General features: G+C 51.0%; 10 protein-coding genes. All 10 read left to right on the top strand.

Annotated features, from left to right (window positions below; all coding sequences use genetic code 11):
- Nucleotides 1-26: 26 nt before the first annotated feature.
- On the top strand, nt 27-473 hold the full coding sequence (locus ACO6V5_RS23320; protein WP_422492178.1) for a hypothetical protein: 447 nt from the start codon (nt 27-29) through the stop codon (nt 471-473).
- 30 nt (nt 474-503) lie between these two features.
- Nucleotides 504-701: a hypothetical protein gene (locus ACO6V5_RS23315; protein WP_422492177.1), complete on the top strand. Its 198-nt coding sequence runs from the start codon at nt 504-506 to the stop codon at nt 699-701.
- 30 nt (nt 702-731) lie between these two features.
- Nucleotides 732-950 carry a hypothetical protein gene (locus ACO6V5_RS23310; RefSeq protein ID WP_422492176.1) on the top strand — a complete coding sequence of 73 codons (219 nt, stop codon included), beginning with the start codon at nt 732-734 and terminating at the stop codon, nt 948-950.
- Between the two features lie 30 nt (nt 951-980).
- Complete coding sequence (locus tag ACO6V5_RS23305) at nt 981-1,613, top strand: hypothetical protein (RefSeq protein WP_422492175.1); 633 nt, start codon at nt 981-983, stop codon at nt 1,611-1,613.
- A gap of 30 nt (nt 1,614-1,643) precedes the next feature.
- Complete coding sequence (locus ACO6V5_RS23300; RefSeq protein WP_422135362.1) at nt 1,644-1,799, top strand: hypothetical protein; 156 nt, start codon at nt 1,644-1,646, stop codon at nt 1,797-1,799.
- Between the two features lie 30 nt (nt 1,800-1,829).
- Nucleotides 1,830-2,138, top strand: a complete 309-nt coding sequence (locus tag ACO6V5_RS23295; RefSeq protein ID WP_422135363.1) for a hypothetical protein — start codon at nt 1,830-1,832, stop codon at nt 2,136-2,138.
- On the top strand, nt 2,119-9,633 hold the full coding sequence (locus ACO6V5_RS23290) for an AAA family ATPase (protein ID WP_422411707.1): 7,515 nt from the start codon (nt 2,119-2,121) through the stop codon (nt 9,631-9,633). The genes ACO6V5_RS23295 and ACO6V5_RS23290 overlap by 20 nt, the downstream gene beginning before the upstream one ends.
- Before the next feature lie 125 nt (nt 9,634-9,758).
- Complete coding sequence (locus tag ACO6V5_RS23285) at nt 9,759-17,216, top strand: AAA family ATPase (protein WP_422411705.1); 7,458 nt, start codon at nt 9,759-9,761, stop codon at nt 17,214-17,216.
- Between the two features lie 118 nt (nt 17,217-17,334).
- Nucleotides 17,335-24,711 carry an AAA family ATPase gene (locus tag ACO6V5_RS23280; RefSeq protein WP_422411703.1) on the top strand — a complete coding sequence of 2,459 codons (7,377 nt, stop codon included), beginning with the start codon at nt 17,335-17,337 and terminating at the stop codon, nt 24,709-24,711.
- 66 nt (nt 24,712-24,777) lie between these two features.
- Nucleotides 24,778-24,957 (top strand): hypothetical protein, encoded by a 180-nt coding sequence (locus tag ACO6V5_RS23275; protein WP_422135367.1) that lies wholly within the window; start codon nt 24,778-24,780, stop codon nt 24,955-24,957.
- The last annotated feature ends 95 nt before the right edge of the window (nt 24,958-25,052 follow it).

The raw sequence follows: 25,052 nt of genomic DNA, 5'->3' as shown, positions 1-25,052 counted from the left end.
GTCATGCCGGAGAAGTCGGTGACCCTATGTTGGCGCTGGATTCCCGCCTTCGCGGGAATGACGACCACATACTCTTTCCCGTCTTCACTCCCGTCATTCCCAGCTTCACTCCCGTCATTCCCATCTTCACTCCCGTCATTCCCAGCTTCACTCCCGTCATTCCCATCTTCACTCCCGTCATTCCCGCGAAGGCGGGAATCCAAACTGACTCACCACCAGAACCATACTGCCCGGTGACTCCCTGGCCTTGTCATGCCGGAGAAGTCGGTGACCCTATGTTGGCGCTGGATTCCCGCCTTCGCGGGAATGACGACCACATACTCTTTCCCGTCTTCACTCCCGTCATTCCCTTCTTCACTCCCGTCATTCCCAGCTTCACTCCCGTCATTCCCATCTTCACTCCCGTCATTCCCGCGAAGGCGGGAATCCAAACTGACTCACCACCAGAACCATACTGCCCGGTGACTCCCTGACCTTGTCATGCCGGAGAAGTCGGTGACCCTATGTTGGCGCTGGATTCCCGCCTTCGCGGGAATGACGACCACATACTCTTTCCCGTCTTCACTCCCGTCATTCCCATCTTCACTCCCGTCATTCCCAGCTTCACTCCCGTCATTCCCAGCTTCACTCCCGTAATTCCCGCGAAGGCGGGAATCCAAACTGACTCACCACCAGAACCATACTGCCCGGTGACTCCCTGACCTTGTCATGCCGGAGAAGTCGGTGACCCTATGTTGGCGCTGGATTCCCGCCTTCGCGGGAATGACGACCACATACTCTTTCCCGTCTTCACTCCCGTCATTCCCTTCTTCACTCCCGTCATTCCCAGCTTCACTCCCGTCATTCCCAGCTTCACTCCCGTCATTCCCAGCTTCACTCCCGTCATTCCCGCGAAGGCGGGAATCCAAACTGACTCACCACCAGAACCATACTGCCCGGTGACTCCCTGACCTTGTCATGCCGGAGAAGTCGGTGACCCTATGTTGGCGCTGGATTCCCGCCTTCGCGGGAATGACGACCACATACTCTTTCCCGTCTTCACTCCCGTCATTCCCTTCTTCACTCCCGTCATTCCCAGCTTCACTCCCGTCATTCCCGCGAAGGCGGGAATCCAAACTGACTCACCACCAGAACCATACTGCCCGGTGCCTCCCTGGCCTTGTCATACCGGAGAAGTCGGTGACCCTATGTTGGCCCTGGATTCCCGCCTTCGCGGGAATGACGACCACATACTCTTTCCCGTCTTCACTCCCGTCACTCCCAGCTTCACTCCCGTCATTCCCATCTTCACTCCCGTCATTCCCAGCTTCACTCCCGTCATTCCCAGCTTCACTCCCGTCATTCCCGCGAAGGCGGGAATCCAAACTGACTCACCACCAGAACCATACTGCCCGGTGACTCCCTGGCCTTGTCATGCCGGAGAAGTCGGTGACCCTATGTTGGCGCTGGATTCCCGCCTTCGCGGGAATGACGACCACATACTCTTTCCCGTCTTCACTCCCGTCATTCCCAGCTTCACTCCCGTCATTCCCAGCTTCACTCCCGTAATTCCCGCGAAGGCGGGAATCCAAACTGACTCACCACCAGAACCATACTGCCCGGTGACTCCCTGACCTTGTCATGCCGGAGAAGTCGGTGACCCTATGTTGGCGCTGGATTCCCGCCTTCGCGGGAATGACGACCACATACTCTTTCCCGTCTTCACTCCCGTCATTCCCAGCTTCACTCCCGTAATTCCCGCGAAGGCGGGAATCCAAACTGACTCACCACCAGAACCATACTGCCCGGTGACTCCCTGACCTTGTCATGCCGGAGAAGTCGGTGACCCTATGTTGGCGCTGGATTCCCGCCTTCGCGGGAATGACGACCACATACTCTTTCCCGTCTTCACTCCCGTCATTCCCAGCTTCACTCCCGTCATTCCCAGCTTCACTCCCGTCATTCCCGCGAAGGCGGGAATCCAAACTGACTCACCACCAGAACCATACTGCCCGGTGCCCCCTCTAGCCTTGTCATCCCCGAGTGTCCCCTACAGAGCCCTGCAAATAGAACTTTTCTCCTGTCTGAAGGTCAAACAACAAAACAACTTCAAGCAGTCCTTAGGGAGAGAGATTGATTATGGATGGCCAGATTGGTGAAAAAACAGACAGCTCTGCTCTTAAGAGATACGTGCCTGATGGACATGTGCCAGCCAAGCCATCATCGGAGGAAAAAGAAAAGAGCATAGAAATCTGCTACCAGGTGACGTCCAAACTAAAGACATCGCCCTCTCCGTTGGCAATGCCTGACAAAGCGAGGACCGTATCCTCAACGAATTCCTCACCGCAAAAAAAACCTCACGCCTTCGATTTTCGTTTTGTCGCCAGTGATGATGAGGTTCGACAGCTTTTGGTTGCCCGAACCTGCGATGAACATCAGGATGTCACCCTCATTTCTCACCCCGATGACCTTTCACAGGCTAATCTGGTGACCCGGTTGAGCATTTCCGGCGACGGTCGCCAGACTCTGCGTTCAGGCAAGCTGTTTGACACTTCACAGCCATTAACTCTGGTGATAGATATCCGAAAACTCAGCAGCGATGAGCTACCAAAATTTAACGACCTGCTGGACCCGGATAACCCCTGTCTGTATGACAAAGTCAGTCAGCAGAAACGCCCTTTAGGACCCCATGTTTCTCTGCTGGTCCTGGCAGACCCCGGGCAATTGGCAGCGGTTGGCCAGCATGGCGATGCGCCCGCAGGCGGCGCACCGGGTGCAGACTTCTGGCGGCGAATTAATCGACCGGACAATACCTGGCAGTTTGACACAAAAACCAGCAATGAGCCGTTGATGGAAACCGACGAGGTTCCTCCGGTATTGGCTGAATTCCCTTCTGCCGAAAGCGCTATAGACGGCAATACCCTTCTAATTGACTGCCACTTTCACAATAACTGGCGACAGTTGCTGCTGGGCGGCCCCGGAGTCGATAAACAGGGGCGAATCCAGCACACCCCCGGCAGGCTTGAGTCATTAAGGGCTGGGCAACGGGTAATTCTGAAAGGGGCCGACTGGGAGGACCTGGCCTTTGAACAGACGATCCGACAAATCCTGGCGCAACAGTGTTTTGAGAGCAACGGGAAAGTCTGTCAGTTACCGGACGATGTTCAGTTTTATCAAATGCCGGTGGGGAATGACGAGCTTCATTCACTGTTCCAAAGCCTGTCCTGCTCTTTTGACAAACACGATGAGGAAGGACTTTCCCCCGACGCACCACGAAACCCGATCATCATTAACCAGAGCAATATCAGGGAATGGCTGAGCCCGATTAGCATTGCCCCGGAAGGTTATGCCGTCCCTAACACCTGTCTTTTGGAACAGGTTCAGGCGGGGGGGATCGTCACCGTAACTTCTCCCCTCACCGAGGCACTCTGGTTTCGTTTGCTGGGTTCACTGCAGACCATTCGCGAAACGACCGGCATGGAGCCTCGGCTTCAGGTGGTCAATTCAAGGCAACAACCGGAAGCCCTGGGATTGACAGAAAATGATGAGTGCCCGCTCCCCGGGAGCCATCAGCAAGATAAAAAAGGCAGGAATCAGGCCGCTTTTAGTACCGTCACTTATCAGCACCATGCCCAGGTAAGTCAGTGGATAAAAGATCACCTGGAAGCCCCTTTGATCATTCAGGTCAATGACCAGACCAGCCTCAGCCAGCTATTTGATGAGATCCATATCACCTCGGAACTAAAGGCCCATTTCAGGCGACGCCAGAGTCAATTGCAGGAGGCATTAACGGCTGGCAAGCCGGTTGTAATGCTGGGTCTCGAGGGTAACCCAAGCCTTCAGCAGCTGTTGGAGCCCCTGATTGTCGGGCAACCTCTGATGGTGAATGGCCAATTACAGGCCTACCCACAGGCTCATGTCACAATACTTTGGCCTGAGTCTGCGAACAGCCCATCTTCAGTATTCGGTTCGATGGTAGCCGCAGCCACCCCTTGTCCTGAGATCGATATCTGGGGTATCAATGTCCTCAGGCATAAAATCTCCCGGACTGAGCTGCCAGAACAAGCGCTTAATGAACTTTACGCAGCCTTTAGAACCGTACCTGCTGACCTTTGTAACCCTCTGCCTGAAATGACCGAAGGGTTATTGAATAACCTGATTCTGGCCGCCAGGCGAGCACAGCAGGTTGACCAGTCGCCACATCTCCTGCCCTGCCATTGGCGCAAGGCAATCAATAGCGTCATTACCCATGGCACCCGGCAGCACCCCTCCGTGCGAGATTTTATGAAAGTGGCCTGTTGGCAATTGTTACCGGATAAGACGCCGGATGAGGATCAAGCCGCCTCGGTAGATCCGGATCAATTAAATGACATCATTAGTAGCACCCTGCAGTTGGATAGAACGTTTGTCGAGCAGAACCTGTGGCCTCTGGCGAGAGCCTTTGACCCGGCAGTCTTTAATGGCGACTTACAGCTGTCCTTTGAAAATCCATTTCCGCAATGGTACGAAGAAGGAGTCCCGGACAGTTTCTGTGCCATGCTCCTGGCCCATACTCCTGAAGAAAAACAACAGGCAATGGCCTATCAGCTGGAAGTTGATCCGAAGGCAACAGAGCCCTGTCAATCGTTAGCCATCAGACCAACCAGACAGATTAAACGTTTACAGGATGCACTGGCCTCTGGCTGGCAGTTGTCCTTGCCGCTGGGGCAGACCCGATCCGATGCCATTCAGGCTCTGGCCAGCGATTGTTTTCACATAGCCAGAACAACGAATTCCAGGACAGAAGGCATTGAACGTGTAGAACAGCGACTGTCTGAATCACTGAAATGGACCAGCTCCATTGATAAGCCCTTGTCAGCACTGGCCCGGGATCTTTATCACGGCGAGACGAGTCAGAAGGATCGTGAAAATCGTCGATTGTCGCGACTCCATGAACGATTTGCGGACTCTCCCGTTATATTCCTGCAGGGAGAAACCGGCACCGGGAAAAGTTACTTTTCTGCCAAAATGGCCAGGGCTTCAGGACAGGCCAAGGTCATTTCCCTTGGACCTTCCGACAGCGAACAGACCCTGATGAAACGCTGGCAGTGGCAAGAGCACGCCGACGGCGACCGCTCTATGGCGCAGCAAAACAGGGCGCTGATGGAATGGGCCAAGATCGAATCCGACAAAGACGACGAATACATAACACTGGTGTTGGATGAGGCCAACCTGGCCAAAACCGGATTACTGGCATCATTGAACGGCTTATGGGAACCGGAACCCTGTATTTATGTGAATGGTCATCCTGTCAAGGTCGGCCCGAAACACCGGGTGATTCTCACCGGCAACCCGGATCATTACGCCGGGCGCCAAATGGACCCGGCCCTGAAAGAGAAACTGCCAAGGGCTTACTACCCACGTCTGGACCGGGCTTTCCTTCGGGACAGAGTAGTGGAACCCGCTTTGCTCAGTCATTTGCAACGCCATCAAATAAACGACATTGCACACACTACCACCGGGAGCGTGATGGCTCTCTGGCAATATTATCAGGAACTGTTACCAGAACATGAGTTTACCCCCAGGGATTTAACGGATATCTGCAGCTGGGTGGGTTGGTATCTGGATCGTGCGCTGCCCACCGTTGCCCCTGTTACCTGTGAGCAAATAAACAGTTTGATCCAGCAGAGCTTTAGGGATCTTCTGGGTCCCGAGATCACCGAGACTTATCAGGATGCCCTGCTGGCACTGGAAATCTGGTTTGCTGCCCGTTACCAACTGGACAACACCCTGAGCGACAAAGTTCGTACACAGAACCTCAAGGATATACAGCAACCCTTCATGCAATTCACTGAAAAAAACCGACCTGAGTTTGATACCTCCGGATCGGCAGTCAGTGAACTGGTGCAACAGATTGGGCAAGATTTAAGCCGCTGTCAGCAGGCTTATCACCTCGACAGGAAACACGGCGGACGACAGGCGACGCTGATTGCAGGCCCGGCTGGACGGGGTAAGGATGCCACGCTGAATCTGATGATTGAAAGTGTCAGACAGCAGGCAAAGCAACGGCAAGAATCCATGCCGGAGGTCTTTTACCTGAATGCCTGTGATTGTTCCTGGGACAAAGTGTGTGAAACGATCCAGAAGGCAAAAGTCGATGGCGGCATCCTGGTCATTTCGGAAATGAATCTGATCGACAGCCAGCATCTGGAAGGTGAGTTAAACGATATTCTGGCCGGTGACGCCCATCCGGGTTTCCACCTGTTCGCTACCATCAACCCGCCTGAGTACAGTGGCCGAAAACCCTTATCACCGGCACTCAAAGGACGTTTTCGACATTTGCCCATCCGGCAGTACATCCCGACCGAACTGCAGACCATTGCCCAGAAAGTGTTACCACACAATGAGCAGGGGAAAAGCGTAGCTGAAGAGCTGACCCGGCAGCATTGTCGATTGAGGGCCTGCCTGCAAGAGAAAAAACTGCCGTTGCAGCCCACCAGCCTTGATTTACAGAATGTGGCGAAGGCCATTAACAGAGGGGGTGATTTTACCAAAACAAGACTTCATCAATACCTCAATCAGCACTACAGGCTTTACCTGATGGCAGCCAGAAGAACGCTGGAGCAACTGCCCGGGTCATCGGCTTTTGCCATGGCCAGAGGTAAGCTTGATACTGAGTTTTGCGAGTGGTTCAACCGAACGATACCGGGCATTGATCGCCCCTGGTTGATACAACGCAGCGATCACATCAGTATGGATGAAAAAAACCATGAAATTTTCTTTAACGCTCTTCAGACCGATGAGGAAACCAAAGCGGAAATCATCGACAGGGTAGCTCAGGCCAGATGGCAGGCATCCGGTCTTTCCCTGAAGCCGTATGAGTCAGCCGATATTCTTACCGGGGCAATATACCGTCACTGGCAGCAAAGCTGGTTTGATCGTGAGTTTGGCCAGACGGCTATAAACGCTAATCGTGTATTTCCCCTTACGGAAGAGCAGCAACAAACGCTGAAATTAACGGCTAACCAGCCTTACCTTCGGGAGGCTGATCGGCGGATAAGTGCATGGAACGCCAATCCCGTGCAACTATGGCCTGCATTTTGGCATCAGCTGAGTGATCTGCCGAGCCATCTGGCTGACCATTATGTTGACCAGGCGCGGGCTGCAAAAATCGACGAGGAACAGGCTCCGGCATTGTCTCAGAGCACGAGCCATGAGCCACAACCTGTTAACGAAGCCTTGAGCACTGGCGATGATAACAGGCCTGAAAAATACAATCCGGAAGACCACGAGGAAGAAGCTCTGGTATTGGACCGGAGAACAAGCTACGGGCAACGGGGTAAGTCACAGACTGACAATCATATAATTTTTAACAGGCCGGGCCTTCCTTCCAGAATGTATCGGTGGTGGGCAAAGGATATTTTTGTGTCTGCCGGGGGCGATATCAAATGGATCGATATTAATGATCGACACATGCAGGGGGCCGAAGTCCTGATACCGGACCTGTTACCAGAATCTGACCAGGAAGTGACATTAACCACAGATCAAACGCTGGCGACCTTTGAATGGTCATCGGACGATGGTCGATATGCATTGCCCAGCCTGACGCCTGACGACTATATCGTAGCCCTGCGCATAACACCCGAATTGCCATTTACCCTGGTCAGGGACCGATATACCGGGCTTCACACACTGACAGTTGCAGAAGCCGAAGCCAACCAGATAATTAAATTTGCTTATGTCGTAGAACCCAGGGAGCCTGGCATAAAAACATCCGCTGAAGAAGCCCTATCGGAACAATCAAAACGATTTGACGCCTACTGCTGCGAAGGTATGAAAACAGTGCTGGAAGAACCGTTTGTGGCCACTAAGGACCAATCTGAGGAATTAAAGCAGCTTTTGCAGACAGTGGAAAAAGCCAGAGACAACAGGCAACAAATCCAGGCAATCAAGGACTATTGTGAACAGTTTACCGGTGATTCTGTACCAGCGTACGGTGAAAATTTGTTTCGATTCCTGGTAACACAGCGGCAAGGCAGTTGTCGTCACCGTACGCCTGTTTTTGTCGCTCTTTGTCGTTATTTTGAGATTCCATGCCGACAAATTGTTAACTGCGATCACGCCTTTGCAGAGTATTCGCTGGACGGAGGCCAAACCTGGGAGTTCGTGGATTTGGGCGGGGAGCCTGTCGAGGCAACAGAAATCCTGCCTGACTTCCAGCCCACCCATTGGGCCAGTGGTTGTGGCACTGAGTCAAGGAGGATTAAGAATCTCCTGAAAGGGGCTGATTCGGCACAACAGCAGGCTTTGGCTGAAGCCTGTGGTATCAGCATTGAGGAGCTGAAGAAAGCTCTTGAAACAGGCGGTGCATTGCCAGTAACCGATGATCTGAGCCAAGCCCAAATAGTAAGGAAACTTTGGGAGAAAAAAGATTTAACCGGTTTTGCAACGGGTGTTTCACTATTAGAGTCGCTAGAGGCAGAAGCACTGGGCCCTGACGAGCAGGCATTGGTCGGTGATGTGCGTTACGGCCCTGGGTATACCTATAAACCGATGTCGGAAGCAGTAAAGCAAATATTGTCCGACAGTGACGAAGATCAGGTCACTGATCCACTCAGGTCATTGTATTCAAAAATGATTGTTCAGGGCAGAGCCAGCCCTCACCAGTGGATGAAATCAATAGTGGATATATTGGCAAAGAGTGATGAGGAAACCCCTTCGTTTATTCGCCTTGCCGATGAAGCACTGAAATCGGGTTGGCTTAATCCACTTCCGGACGATGAGAACCCTGTTACGATGACCAGAGAACATCATAATCTGTTGCTGACTCTGGAAAGAATCGATGAACTCAAGGTTAGAGCCGCCCACTGCCTGAAAATGTGGTACAGGAAATTATTGCCCAGAGGAAAGAGTAGCCAGGTATGGCCGCCGGTCTATGAAAGCTTCCAAAAGCAAAAAAATAACGCCTTCTTCATCACTCATTGTCATGATGGCAGTTCGTCACTCCTTGAAAAGAAAATTCTCGATCCATCTATGCAGATCGCCTGGACTGAGGTACCTGAGGGCATTCCGAATATAGAACGAATGTTGGTACATGATCCTGCGTTTGAGCAGTTAAAGTCGGGCAAGGTGAACCGCCGTCCGGTGATTATCTTGGGGAAACCTAACTGGGGCGACGGAGACATGTGTGAAAAGTATGAAGCCCTGTTTCAAAAAGTCAGCAACAGCCCTCGCATGAAGCAGTTCTTCGAAGATGGGAGGATAAATAACTTTTTTGCGACAGATACGCAATATAGCCTGAAAGATAAATGTCGGGAAGCGGTTGAGCAGGCCTTCTGTCATTATCTCTGTGACTTGACACTCTCGGAGGGTGGTCATTTAACGTATTGCTGGGGTAATGCACTCATCAACGGGTCGCATGATCCGGGCAGCTGCTATGGCTCTCGTGACCCATCCTCAGCCAAAGAGCTGTATGCCATGATGGATCGAATTGGAAGCTCTTTCGATTTTCAGTGTTTTGTTAAGGTTGACTACTTAAAGCAGGTTCAAAACGCCAGCACCGCCCTGGTGCTCAAACCCCACGAGCTGACAAAAATTGCCAAGGAGTTTTTGCACAGCGTGAATTTGAATTCGCTTTGTGACGCAGTGATGGACCAGGTAGTAGCCGGATCGTGATGAGTTATTCGAGACCAGTGATTTCCCTTTAATGGTTTCGGATAACCCTCCAATAGAACTTTTCTCCTGTCTGAAGGTCAAACGATTAAACAACTTCAAGCAGTCCTCCGGGAGAGAGATTGACTATGCATGATCAGATAGGTGAAAAAACAGACAGTCCTGTTCCTGAGAGATACGTGCCTGATGGACGTGTGCCAGCCAAGCCACCATCAGAGGAAAAGGAAAAGGGCATAGAAATCTGCTACCAGGTGAAGTGCAAACTGAAAACATCGCCCTCTTCGGTGGCAATGCCTGACAAAGCGAGAACCGTATCCTCAGCCGATTCCTCACTGCAAAAAAAACCTCACGCCTTCGATTTTCGTTTTGTCGCCAGTGATGATGAGGTCCGACAGCTTTTGGTTGCCCGAACCTGCGATGAACATCAGGATGTCACCCTCATTTCTCACCCCGATGACCTTTCACAGGCTAATCTGGTGACCCGGTTGAGCATTTCCGGGGAGGGTCGCCATACTCTGCATTCAGGCAAGCTCTTTGAAGGTTCAAAGCCATCAACCCTGGTGATAGATATCCGAAAACTCAGCAGCGAGGATTTACCCAAATTTAACGATCTGCTGGACCCGGACACCCCCTGTCTGTACGACAAAGTCAGCCAGAAGAAACGCCCTCTGGGTGAGCATGTTTCTGTGCTGGTTGTGGCAGACCCTAAACAGTTGGCATCGCTTGGCAAGCGTGACGAAGCTTCGCCGGTCGGCGCACCAGGCGCTGACTTTTGGCGGCGCATTAATCGGCCAGGTAATACCTGGCAGTTCGAAGCTCGAATCAGCAATCACCCGTCGATGACTGTCAACAAGGTTCCTCCGGTTTTGGCTGAACTCCCCTCCAGCGAAAGCACTATAGACGACAACACAATTTTAATTAACTGTCACTTGCACAGTCACTGGCGACAGTTACTGATGGGCGGTCCCGGAGTCGATAAACAGGGGCGAATCCAGCATATACCCGGCAGGCTTGAGTCTTTGAAAGCCGGACAACGGGTCATTCTGAAAGGAGCCGACTGGCAGGACCTGACTTTTGAGCAGACGATTCGACAGCTGTTGGCGCAACAGTGCTTTGAAAGCAATGGCAAGGTCTGTCCGTTACCCGACGATGTTCAGTTTTATCAAATGCCGGTTGGCAATGACGAGCTTTATTCACTGTTTCAAAGCCTCTCCTGCTCTGATAATGCACCAGGAAACCCAATCATTATTAACCAGAGTAATATCAGCGAATGGCTGAGCCCTACTGCCATTGCCCCGGAAGGCTATGCAACACCTAACACCTGTCTGTTGGAACAGGTTATGGCGGGGGGGGTCGTCACCGTAACCTCTCCCCTCACTGAGGCACTCTGGTTTCGTTTGCTCGGTTCACTGCAGACGATTCGCGACACAACCGGCCTGCAACCCAAACTTCAGGTGGCTCATTCGAAACAGCAGCCGGAAGCTCTGGGGTTGAATGAACACGACGAATGCCTTTTGTCCAGGCTACAAAATACAATCAGAGATACTGTCGCCGTTAATACCGCCACTTACCAGCAAAATGCCCAGGCAAATCACTGGATCAATCATCAGCCGGAAGCCCCTCTGGTCATTCAGGTCAATGAACAGACCGGCTTCAACCAGCTATTTGATAATATCCATATCGCCTCGGAACAAAAGGCCCATTTTGGACGAAGTCAAAGTAAGTTGCAGAAGGCATTGACTGCGGGTAAGCCTGTTGTGCTTCTGGGACTGGAGACTAATCCAGCGCTTCAGCAGCTTCTGGAACCCCTGATGGTTGGGCAACCTCTGTTGGTGAATGGTCAATTACAGGCCTACCCACAAGCTCGTGTCACACTACTCTGTCCTGAGTCTTTGAAAAGCTCATCTTCAGTATTTAATTCGCTGGTTTCCACGGGTAAGCCCTGTCCTGAAGTCGATCTTTGGGATATCAATGCCGACAGGCATGATATCTCCCGGACTGAATTGCCAGAACAAGCAATTTGCTCACTTTACGAAGCCTTTAAAACCGTACCTGGCGACCTTTGTAACCCTCTGCCTGAAATGACCGAAGGGTTATTGAATAACCTGATACTGGCTGCCCGGCGAGCACGGCAGACCGACCAGTCCCCACAACTCTTGCCCTGCCACTGGCGCAAGGCCATCAACAGTGTTATCACCCACGGCACCCGGCAGAATCCGTCAGTGCGTGATTTTATGAAAGTGGCTTGCTGGTACTTGTTACCGGACAAGGATCAAGCCGCCTCGGTAGACCCGGATCGGTTAAATGGCGTCATCAACAGTGCCCTGCGGCTGGATAGAGAGTTTGTGGAGCAGAACCCCTGGCAACTGGCCCGGGCCTTCGACCCGGCAGTGTTTAATGGCGACTTACAACTGTCCTATGACAATCCATTTCCAGAATGGGGTAAAAGAGTAGTCCCGGACAGTTTCTGTGCCATGATCCTGGCCCATGCTCCTGAAGAAAAACAACAGGCAATGGCGTATCAGTTGGCAGTCGATCCGGCGGCAGCAGAACAATATCAATCGTTAGTCATCAGGCCATCAAGACAGATCAAACGTCTGCAAGACGCACTGGCCTCTGGCTGGCTGTTGTCTTTGCCACTGGGGCAGACCCGATCCGATGCCATTCACGCTCTGGTCTGCGACTGCTTACACATTGCCAGGGGAGAATATGTCACAGAAAACCCTGACGCAGAACGCATTGAACGCATAGAAAATCGACTGTCTGATTCGCTACGGAGGGGTTCTGCTTATAGGCCATTGTCAGCACTGGCCCAGGATCTTTATCACGGCAAGATGAGTCAGGAGGATCGTGAAAGCCGTCGATTATCCCGGCTCCATGACCGGTTTAAAGACTCTCCCGTTCTATTCCTTGAGGGAGAAACCGGCACCGGGAAAAGTTACTTTTCCGCCAAAATGGCAAGGGCTTCAGGACGGGCTGCGGTCATTTCTCTTGGACCTTCTGACAGCGAACAGACCCTGATGAAACGCTGGCAGTGGCAACAACACGCCGACGGCGACCGCTCGATGGTGCAGCAAAACCGGGCATTGATGGAATGGGCCAAAACTCCGTCCGACAAGGATGGACACTATGTCACCCTGGTTCTGGATGAAGCCAACCTGGCCAAAGCCGGATTGCTGGCATCATTGAACGGCCTCTGGGAACCGCAACCCTGCATTTACGTCAATGGCCATCCTGTCAGGGTCGGCCCGAAACACCGGGTGATTCTTACCGGCAACCCGGATCATTACTCCGGGCGCCAAATGGACCCGGCCCTGAAAGAGAAACTGCCCAGAGTTTACTACCCTCCCCTGGATCAGGCATTCCTTCGGGACAGAGTGGTGGAACCTGCTCTGTTCAAGCATCTACAAGAGCACCTGCCGGAGCATCAAATAAACGACTTTGCAGACAGTGCCAGCAACAGTGTGATGGCACTCTGGCAATATTATCAGGAGCTGTTGCCAGAGCATGAGTTTACCCCCAGGGATTTAACGGATATCTGCAGTTGGGTGGGCTGGTATCTGGATCATGCCCTGCCCGCTCGCGGCACTGTGACCTGTGAGCAAATAAACAGTTTGATCCAACAAAGTTTTCGGGATGTACTGGGGCCTGAAATCACCGAGACTCAGCAGGATGCCCTGTCCGCACTGGAAATCTGGTTTGCTGCCCGTTACAAATCAGAGAACACCCTGAGCGACAGAGTTCGTAACAAGACCCTGTCAGATATTCAGCAGACCTTCAGCACAGTCAGCGAAAAAATCCGACCAGACTTTGATACCTCCGGATCGGCAGTCTGTGAGCTAGTGCAACGACTTGGACAGGATTTAAACCGCTGTCAGCAGGCTTATCATTTCATCAGGAAACACGGCGGTCGTCAGGCAACACTGATTGAAGGCCCGGCGGGACGAGGTAAAGATGCCACGCTGAACCTGGTGATTGAAGCTATTAAAAAGCAGGCTGAGCAACAGGATGAATACATGCCGGAAGTCTATCTTCTGAATGCCTGTGATTGTTCCTGGGACAAACTGTGTGAAAAGATCCAAAAGGCAAAAGTCGATGGCGGCATCGTGGTGATTTCAGAAATGAATCTGATCGACAGCCAGCACCTGGAAGGTGAGTTAAACGATATTCTGGCCGGTGACGCCCATCCGGGTTTCCACCTGTTTGCCACCATCAACCCGCCTGAGTACAGTGGGCGAAAACCCTTATCACCAGCGCTGAAAGGACGTTTTCGGCATTTGCCCATCCGGCAGTATAACCCGGCAGAATTACAGACCATTGCCGAAAAGCTGTTGCCAGAGTCCCCGGAATGGACATTCGTCGCTAAAAAGCTAACAGAAAAACATTGTCTTTTAAGGGCTTACCTGCAGCGCAAAAAACTGCCATTGCAACCCACCAGCCGTGATTTACAGAATGTCGCCAGGGCTGTCTTCAGAGGCGGCGATTTTACTGACAGAGCACTTCATCAATGCCTCCATCAACACTACCGGCTTTACCTGATGGCTGCCAACCTATCGCTGGATGAACTGCCCGAATCTTCGGCTCTTGCCCTTGATAAAGGTGAGCTTGATTCCGGCCTGTGCGAATGGTTCAACCGGACAGTACCGGACTTTGATCGTCCATGGCTGATTCGACGCAGTGATCACAACAGTGTTGATGAAAAAAACCACGAAATTTGTTTCAACACTCTTTTGAATGAAGAGGACGCCAAAAAGGAAATCATCAAGAGGGTAGCTCAGGCAAAATGGCAGGCATCCGGTCTATCCCTGAAGCCGGATGAGTCCGACGATACGCTCATCCAGGCACTATACCGACACTGGCAGCAACGCTGGTTTGATCGCCAGTTTGGCTGGGCAGGCGTAGACGGCAATAGTGTTTTTCCCATGACGGAAGAACAGAAACAAACGCTGAGACTATCGGCTTGCCAGCCTTACCTTCAGGAGGCTGATCGGCAGATAAGTGCATGGAACGCTCCTGACCTTCAAGGGTGGTCTGCATTTTGGAACCAGCTAAGTGATCTGACGAATCATCTGGTAGACAATTTTATTAACGACGCATCACAAGACATACCACAAGTCCATGACCAACAGGCTCCGGCATTGGCTCAGGGAACCGACCAAGAGCCACAACCTCTAAACCGGGCGTTGACTATTGACGGTGATAAGGCTCCTGAAAAATACCTCCCGGAAGACCGTGAGGAAAAGGCTCCGGCATTAGACCGGAAAACGAACTATGAGGCTCTGCAAAAGCCACAAATTTACCGCTATATAATTTTTGATTTGCCGAACCATTTTCCCGGGATTTATCGATGGTGGGCAAAGGATATTTATGTATCTGCTGAGGGTGAAATCAAAAGGATCAATATTAGTCATCAGTTCATACAGGGGGCCGAAGTCCTCATACCTGCCCGGTTGCCAGAACAGGATCAGGAACTGATATTAGCCAGCGATCAAACCCTGGCAACCCTGGACATCTCATCCAACAATGGTCAATTTGCATTGCCCAGCCTGACAGTTAACGACTATATCGTGGCCCTGCGAACAGAACCCCATTTGCCATTCACCCTCATCAGGGATCGATACACCGGGCTTCACATACTCTCTGCTCCAGAGGCCAAAGCCAACCAGAGTATCCGATTTGCTTATGTTGTAGAACACAGAAAAGCGGACCAAAAAACACCTGCCGGAAAAGCCCGCCGCGAACGATCAACAGGTTTTGACAGCCACTGTTCAGAAGGTATGAAAACAGTACTCAAGGGACTGCTTGAGAACATTGACCAACAACTACCCGAAATACAACTGCCTTTGCAGAGAATAAAAAGCGCTGAAAACACGAGACAACGCATTGATGCAATCGGGGACTATTGCCGAGAGTTTTCCGGTGCAGCTATGCCAGAGCAAAGTGGCAATTTTTTGCACTTCCTCATAACACAGCGGCAAGGCAGCTGTCGTCATCGTGTGCCTGTTTTTATCGCTTTTTGTCGTTATTTTGGTATTCCATGTCGGCAAATATCTAACCGTACCCATGCCTTTGCAGAGTGTTCTGTGGATGGTGGTCAAACCTGGGAGTCAGTAGATTTGGGCGGGTCGCCTGTCGAGGCAACACAAACCCTGTCTTTCTTCCAGCCCAACAGAAGGGTCAGCGGTTCTGGTTCTGAGTCGAAGAAGATCGGTGATCTCCTGAAAGAGGCTGATTCAGCACAACGGCAAGCTTTGGCTGAGGCCATGGGTATGGGCCTTGAGGAATTGAACAACGTCCTTGAGACAGGCAGTGCATTGCCAGCAACGAACCTGAGCACTTACAACACGGTATTGAATCTCTGGGCGAGAGGAGATTTAACCGGTTTTGCCATGGGTGTCTCAATATTACTGGAGACAGAAACATTGGGCTATTTTGAGAGGAAATTGATCGGCGAACTGGATGACAGTAAAGGTCGTCACAGGCCAATGTCAGAGGCGGTCAAACAGATATTGCCCAAAAGTGATGAAAATCAGGTCACTGAACAACTCAGGTTACTGCACTCAAAAATGATAAATCAGGCTGGGGCCGACCCTGAAGACTGGTTGAATTCAATAACGCATATATTGAAAGAGAGTAACCTGGACAACCCTTCGGTTATTCACTTTGCCTATGAAGCCCTGAAATCGGGATGGCTGGATCCACTGCCGGACTATAAGAGCCTTGTTATGAAAGCCATTGAACATCATCGGCTTTTGGTGCGTCTGGAAGGCGTCGATGAACTGAAGGCCAGAGCCGCCCAGTGCCTGAAAATGTGGTACCGGCGATTATTGACCAGGGGAAAAAATAGCCTGGCATGGCAACGCAATTATAAACGCTTCCAACGGGAACATGGTGATACCTTGTTTGTCACTCATTGTCATGAAGGGTTTTCGCCACTGCTTGAAGAAAAATTGATCTGCTCATCCATAAAGACCGTCTGGACGGACGAACCTCAGGGCACTCCGAATATAGAAAAAATGTTGCTGCACCATCCTGCATTTGTGAAGTTAAACTCGGGCAAGGCAAACCACCGTCCGGTGATTATCGTGGGGCAACCTCACTGGTACGGCGATGTGCTCTATGAAAAGATCGAAGCTCTGATTCAAACAGCCGTTGAGAATAGCCTGAACTCGAAGCAACTGTCGCAAATAAACGAACTAGCCCACCTTGGGATATCTCCTGAGGATGCAGGCTTTTTGAGTGATTCAAAAGAGAGATACTTGCATGCGTTAATACAGGCCTTCAGTCTTTATCTTTACGGAGTGACACGCTCGAAAGGCGATTGTTTAACCTATTGTTGGGGCGGTGATGCCAACAGGCCGGAATATGGCGCTCATGACCCATCCTCACCAGAAGAGCTGTATGCCATGATGGCTTCTGTTTTCAGCTCTTATTCTTTTGAGAACTCTGTTAAGGATGACTACCTACGGCAGGCACTCAACACCAGTAATGCACTGATACTCAAACCCAATGAGCTGACAAAAATTGCTGATGAATTTTTGAGCAATATGAATTTAAATTCGCTTTGTGAGTCATTAAGAATGTGATCATAGATGACTTCCTTCAATGGCAAAACATAACGATCCAAATGAACTTCTCTTCAATCCGAAGGTCAAATGATCAAACAATTTCAACTTAATCTCTCAAAGGACAGGAGAAGTGGCTATGGATGGTCAGATTGGCGGAGAAATAACCCCCTCCTTTTGTAACAATGGCGTATCCCATAATGGCATGCCAACAGGGAGATCACAGTTCGGTTCACCGCCTAAGATTGAAGGCATCAACCCTGTTGTCACTGTCAAAGCTTATGTATCGTCAACTTCGATGACCTTGTCTGACAGAGCAGGTACCCTTTCCTCAACCGATTCCTCACAGGCAGCCCCTTATTCCTTCGATTTCTGTTTTGTTGCCAATGATGATGAGGTTCGACAGCTTCTGGCTGCCCGAACCGGCGATGAAGGTCGGGATGTCATCCTTATTTCCCACCCCGATGACCTTTCACAGGCTAATCTGGTGAGCCGGTTGAGTATTGCCGCCGACGGTTGCCACACTCTGAGCTCAGGCAAGCTCTTTGAAGGTTCAAAGCCACTAACGCTGGTGATGGATATCCGAAAACTCACCAGCGACGAGCTGCCAAAGTTTAACGATCTGCTGGACCCGGATAATCCCTGTCTATACGACAAAGTCAGCCAGAAGAAACGCCCTCTGGGTGAGCATGTTTCTCTATTGGTCCTGGCCAGCCCTGCGCAGCTGGCATCGGTTGGCCAGAGCTACGAAGCGCCTGCGGCCGGCGCACTGGGTGCTGATTTCTGGCGGCGAATTAATCGACCGGAAAATACCTGGTGGTTCGATGCTCAGACCAGCAATGACCCATCAATGAACATCGACAAGATTCCTCCGGTATTGACTGAATTCCCCGCCGAAAGTGTTTTGGATGAAAGCAATACTGTTCTTATTGACTGTCACTTACACAACAACTGGCGACAGTTACTTCTGGGCGGCCCCGGAGTGGATCAACAGGGGCGAATCCGACACCTCCCCGGCAGGCTTGAGTCATTAAAAGCCGTACAACGGGTCATTCTGAAAGGGGCCAACTGGCAGGACCTGGCCTTTGAACAGACGATTCGTCAGATGCTGGTGCAACAATGTTTTGAGAGCAACGGGAATATTTGTCCGTTACCCGACAATGTTCAGTTTTATCAAATGCCGGTAGGAAATGATGAGCTTCGTTCATTGTTCCAGAGCCTTTCCTGCTCCTGCGACAGAGAAGGTGACACAGAAGGTGAAAAAGGACTTGATAAAGAGCAGGCACCAGGAAACCCGATCATCATTAACCAGGGTAATATCAATGAATGGCTGAGCCCCATTGCCATTGCCCCGGATGGCCATGCAGCCCCAAACACCTGTCTGTTGGAACAAGTTCAGGCGGGGGGAGTCGTCACCGTAACTTCTCCCCTCAGTGAGGCGCTCTGGTTTCGTTTGCTGGGTTCACTGCAGAGGATTCGCGAGAAGACAGGTTTGCAGCCAGGGCTTCAGGTGGCTCATTCAAAACGGCAGCCGAAAGTCCTGGGCTTGGCAGAAAACGATGAATACCCTCTGCCCATCCCATTGGAAAAAACCAGAAATCGCGCTGCCTTTGAAACAGTCACTTATCAGCAACATGCCCAGGCAAGCCATTGGATCAATAATCACCAGCCAGCACCTCTGGTCATTCAGGTCAATGAACAGACCGGCTTCAGCCAGCTATTTGATAATATCCATATCACCTCGGAGCAAAAGGCCCATTTTGGACGAAGTCAGAGTGAGTTGCAGAAGGCATTAACCGCTGGCAAGCCGGTCGTATTCCTTGGGCTGGAGAGTAATCCAACGCTTCAGCACCTGCTGGAACCTCTGGCTGCCGGGCAACCTCTGGTGGTGAATGGCCAATTACAGGCCTACCCACAAGCTCATGTCACCCTGCTCTGGCCTGAGTCTGCCAAGAGCCCGTCTTCAGTATTTAATTCGCTGGTCACCACAGGTAAACGGTGCCCTGAAGTCGATCTCTGGGCTATCAATGGCGACAAGCATCATATCCCCGGAACTGAGCTGCCAGAACAAGCAGTTGATAAACTTTACAAAGCGTTTAAAACCGTACCTGTCGGCCTTAAAAACTCTCTGCCTGTAATGACCGAAGGGTTGTTGAATAACCTGATACTGGCTGCCCGGCGGGCAAAGCAGGTTGACCAGTCCGCGCAGCTCCTGCCCTGCCACTGGCGCAAGGCCATCAATAGCGTCATCACCCATGGTACCCGGCAGCACCCGACTGTGAGGGATTTTATGAAAGTGGCCTGTTGGCACTTGTTACCGGATAAGACGCCGGACGAGAATCAAACCGCCTCGATAGACCCGGATCACTTAAATGCCATTATCAACAATTCTCTGCGCCTGGATAGAGAGTTTGTGAAGCAGAACCTGTGGTCACTGGCCAGAGCCTTTGACCCGGCTGTCTTTAATGAAAAATTACAACTGTCCTATAAGAGTCCATTTTCAGAGCAGAATGAAAAAGAAGTTCTGGACAATCTCTGTACCATGATCGTCGCCCATGCACCTGAAGAAAAACGAGATGCAATGGCGTATCAGTTAGAAGTCGATCCAGCGGCATCAGAGCCCTGTCAATCACTAGCCATCAGGCCAACAAAACAGATTAAACGTTTGCAGGATGCACTGGCTTGTGGCTGGCAGTTAACTTTGCCATTGGAGCAGACCCGATCTGATGCCATTCAGGCTCTGGCCAGCGATTGTTTTCACATAGCCAGAACAGCAAATTCCAGAACAGAAGGCATTGAACGTGTAGAACAGCGACTGTCTGAATCACTGAAATGGACCAGCTCCTTTGATAAGCCATTGTCGGCACTGGCCCGGGATCTTTATCACGGCGAGACGAGTCAGAAGGATCGTGAAAGCCGTCGATTATCCCGACTCCATGACCGGCTTACAGACTCTCCCGTTATATTCCTTGAAGGGGAAACCGGCACCGGGAAAAGCTACTTTTCCACCAAAATGGCCAGGGCTTCAGGACAGGCTAAGGTCATTTCCCTTGGGCCTTCTGACAGCGAACAGACCCTGATGAAACGCTGGCAGTGGCAACAACATGCCGACGGCGACCGCTCTATGGTGCAGCAAAACCGGGCCTTGATGGAATGGGCCAAGACCGAATCCGACAAAGACGGAGGCTGTGTTGGAAAAGAGTACATTACCCTGGTTCTGGATGAAGCCAATCTGGCCAAAACCGGATTGCTGGCATCATTGAACGGTTTGTGGGAAACGCAACCCTGCATCTACGTGAATGGTCATCCTGTCAGGGTCAGCAAAAAACACAGGGTAATTCTTACCGGCAATCCCGATCATTATTCGGGACGCCAAATGGACCTGGCCCTGAAAGAGAAGCTGCCCAGAGCTTACTACCCACGCCTGGACCAGGCATTCCTTCGGGACAGGGTAGTGGAGCCGACTCTGGTCAGGCATTTACAAAGGCATCTGCCGGAGCAGCAAATAAACGACATTGCACACAGTGCCAGCAAGAGTGTGATGGCACTGTGGCAATATTATCAGGAGCTTTTGCCCGAGCATGAGTTTACTCCCAGGGATTTAACCGATATCTGCAGTTGGGTGGGTTGGTATCTGGATCGTGCGTTATCCAAAGGAGACAGTGTCAACTGTGAGCAATTGAACAGTTTGATCCGGCAAAGTTTCCGGGATCTACTGGGTCCCGAAATCAGCGAGACTCAACAGGATGCCCTTTCGGCACTGGAAATCTGGTTTGCTGCGCGCTACCACCCGAACAACACCCTGCGCGACAGAGTTCATAACCACACCCTGCCAGACATTCTGCAGGACTTCAGAACATTGACCAAAGAAATCCGACCTGAGTTTGATACCTCCGGATCGGCGGTCATTGAGCTCGTGCAACAGCTTGGGCAGGATTTAAGCCGCAGTCAGCAGGCTTATCATCATGACAGAAAACACGGCGGTCGTCAGGCAACGCTGATTGAAGGCCCGGCTGGACGAGGTAAAGATGCCACGCTGAACCTGGTGATTGAAAGTGTCAGGAAGCAGGCTAAGCAACGGGGAGAGTCCATGCCGGAAGTTTTTCTCCTGAATGCCTGTGATTGTTCCTGGGACAAAGTGTGTGAAGCCATCCAGAAGGCAAAAGTCGATGGCGGCATCGTTGTTATTTCGGAAATGAACCTGATCGACAGCCAGCATCTGGAAGGTGAGTTAAACGATATTCTGGCCGGTGACGCTCATCCGGGCTTCCACCTGTTTGCCACCATCAACCCGCCTGAGTGTAGCGGGCGAAAACCCTTATCACCGGCACTGAAAGGGCGTTTCAGGCATTTGCCGATCCGGCAGTACAGCTCGACCGAATTGCAAACCATTGCCGAAAAAGTCTTGCCAGCGAATGAGCAGGGAAAAATCGTGGCTAAACGGTTGACTGAAAAACATTGTCGTTTAAGGACCTGCCTGCAACGGAAAGACCTGCCGTTACAACCGACCAGTCGCGATTTACAGAATGTCGCGATGGCTGTTAACAGAAAAGGCGATTTTAGCAAAAAAGCACTTCGTCAATGCTTCAATCAGCACTACCGACTTTACCTGATGGCCGCCAAACTATCGCTGGAGGAACTGCCAGATCCATCGGCTATTGCCACAAGTAATAGTGAGCTTGATTCCGGACTTTGCAAATGGTTAAACCAAACAATATCGGACATTGATCGTCCGTGGTTGATACGACGCAGTTATCTCAACAGTACGGATGAAAAACGCCATGAAATGCTTGTTGACGCTGATCTGAATGCAAAGGAAGCCAGAACGGAGATCATCAAAAGACTGGCTCAGGCCCGGTGGCGGGCATCCGGTCTTTCCCTGAAACCGGATGAATCGGACGATATCCTCACCCAGGCACTCTACCGACACTGGCAGCAACGCTGGTTTAATCGTAACTTTTGCCAGACAGGCATGGACGCCAATAGCGTCTTTCCCCTCTCGGAAGAACAGGAACAAACGCTGAAATTATCAGCTTCCCAGCCTTATCTTCAGGACGCTGAACAGCGGATAGCGGCATGGAATGACCATGACGTTAAACTATGGCCTGCATTTTGGCATCAGATGGGCGGTCTGGAGAACCTTCGGGTTGACGGTTGCAGTAACCAAGTGTCAGCTGTTGGCGGTGATAACGCTCCTGAACCCTACAATCCGGAAGTCCACAAGAATCAGGCTCCGACATTGGATCGGACAACGGACTATGAATGCCAGGAGATACCACAACTTGAGGATTATAAAATTTTTGAGACAGAGAGCCCTTCCCATATGTATCGCTGGTGGGCAAAGGATATTTATGTGTCTGCTGAGGGTGAGGTTAAAGAGATCGATCTTAATGATAAAGACATTGATGGCTTCGAAAACCTCATACCGGCCCGGTTGCCGGGGCCTGATCAGCAACTGAAATTAACCAGAGATCAAACGCTGGCGACTTTTAACTGGATATCGGGCAATGGTCGACATGCATTGCCCAGCCTGACGGTTAATGACTATATCGTGGCCCTGCGTTTAAAACCTGATGTGCCATTTACCCTGGTCAGAAACCAATATACCGGTCTTCATACACTGTCTGTTAATGAGGTTCAGGCCAACCAGCGTATTCACGTGGCTTATGTCGTAGAATCCAGAAAGCCGGGCAAAAAAACGCCTGCCAAAGGAACCCGTCCGGAACGATCAACATGGTTTGATAGCCACTGTTCAGAAGGTATCAAAACCGTACTGGATGAACTGTTTGCGAAAACTGACCACCCATCCGAAGTAAAGATACTGTTGCGGAAAATAAAATCCCCTATAAACACGCTGCAACGAATCAGGGCGATCACGGACTATTGCCGACTGTTTTCGGGTAAGCTTCAACCAGAGCGCCATGAAAATTTCTTTAAATTCCTCGTAACACAGCGGCAAGGGCACTGTCTTCATCGTGTGCCTGTTTTTATTGCTTTTTGTCGTTATTTCGGGATTCCCTGTCGAAATATTCAAAACGCTATCCACTCATTTGCCGAGTACTCCCTGGATGATGGCCAAACCTGGAAATCCGTGGATTTGGGTGGAGCACCTTCCAAGACAACAGAAATCCTCTATGCTTTCCAGCCCAACAGAAAGATCAGTTGTTCCAGCGATGAGTCAAAGAAGATTGAGGCTTTCCTGAAAGGGATTGATTTGGCCCAAAAGCAAGCTCTGGCTAAAACCCTTGGCGTGAGTCTGGAGGAGCTGAACAAAGCCCTTGAGGAAAACAGTGCATTGCTGGAAACCCATTCAGGTAATTCCGAAATAGTAAAGAGCCCTCAGCAGGAAAACAATTTAGCCGGTTTTCTCATGGGAGTCTCAATGCTGGAGACATTGGAAACCAAAGCACTGGTCGATCAGGAAATGGACTTTAAACTGATGAGAGAGGCATTAATGCACATATTGTGCAACAGTGTTGAATATCAGGTCATTGAACGACTCAAGTCAATCTATGCGACAGTGATTGATCAGGCCGAAGCAAGCAGTTTAAAGTGGATAATGACATTGCTGCACATATTGCAAGACATCGACATAACCAGACCTTCGGCTATCCACCTGGCACTTGGAGCCATGAAATTGGGTTGGCTGGATCCAGTGCACTTTGACAACCGTTTCTGGGGGTTTGATAGATATCACCAGATATTTGTGCGTCTGGAAGGCGTCGACGAACTGAAGGTTAAAGCCGCTGATTGCCTGAAAAAATGGTATAAGTATGTATTTTTCGGGAGAAAAAGTAGTCCTGCATGGCGGTTGGCTTACAGGAACTTCCGGGAGAGAGAAGGTGATGCCTTATTGGTCACTCACTGTCATAACGGGTTTTCGCAATCTTTTGAAGATATCATTATCGTTCGGTCTTTACGGACCGGCTGGTCGAACGAACCTGAGGGTATGCCGAATATAGAACGAATGCTGATGCACTCACCTGCGTTTCCAAAGTTAATCTCGGGCAAGGCGAACCACCGTCCGGTGATTATCATGGGGCAGCCTTCCTGGAACAGCACTGTGATTAATGAAAGGGTCGAAGCCCTGTTGCAACAAAAAGTTGAGAATAGCCCGGAATTATCAAGGCAGGATCAGAAGCTTTTAGATGATTCAAGAGCCAGATACAGGCAGGCAATTCAGCAGGCCTTTAGTCACTACCTGTATGAAGTAACGCATTCGAAAGGCGGTAGCTTAACGTATTGTTGGGTCGATGCTACCGTGAAGCCTAAAATTGATGACCCATACAAATATGGAGCTCGTGATCCATCCTCACCGAAACAGCTGTATGCCATGATGTCTGAAATCAACAGCTCTTCCTGGTTTCAGGAATATGGCAAGGATGCCTACTTGCGCCAGGCATTCAACGACAGCAACGCTCTGATAATCAAATCCGGTGAGCTGACAAAAATTGCCGAAGAGTTTTTGAACAGCGTGAATTTGAATTCGCTTTATGAGTCACTGGATACACATTGACATCCTCCCCGCCCTAAAGAGGGTGTCGCAAAACCTCTGGCTCCCATGCTCCAGCGTGGGAACGAGTTGACTCCCGTCATTCCCGGCTTCATTCTCGTCATTCCCGCGAAAGCGGGAATCCACACTGACTCACCACCAGAACCATACTGCCCGGTGCCCCCCTGGCCTTGTCATCCCCGAGAAGGCAGAGACCCACTGTTGGCGCTGGATTCCCGCCTTCGCGGGAATGACGACTTCAGAGCGTGAGAACGAGCTGTTGAAGTTTTGCGACATCCTGTAAAGGACGGCGATTCCTAGTTCGTCACCAAACCATCCCTTTAATTCCTTGAGCCCCTCAGGAC

Origin of the sequence: Endozoicomonas sp. ALD068 (genome assembly GCF_049310145.1) — a bacterium.
Lineage (GTDB): Bacteria > Pseudomonadota > Gammaproteobacteria > Pseudomonadales > Endozoicomonadaceae > Endozoicomonas_A.
Note: the sequence above shows the minus strand (reverse complement) of the source record. Positions and strands in the feature narration are given on the sequence as shown.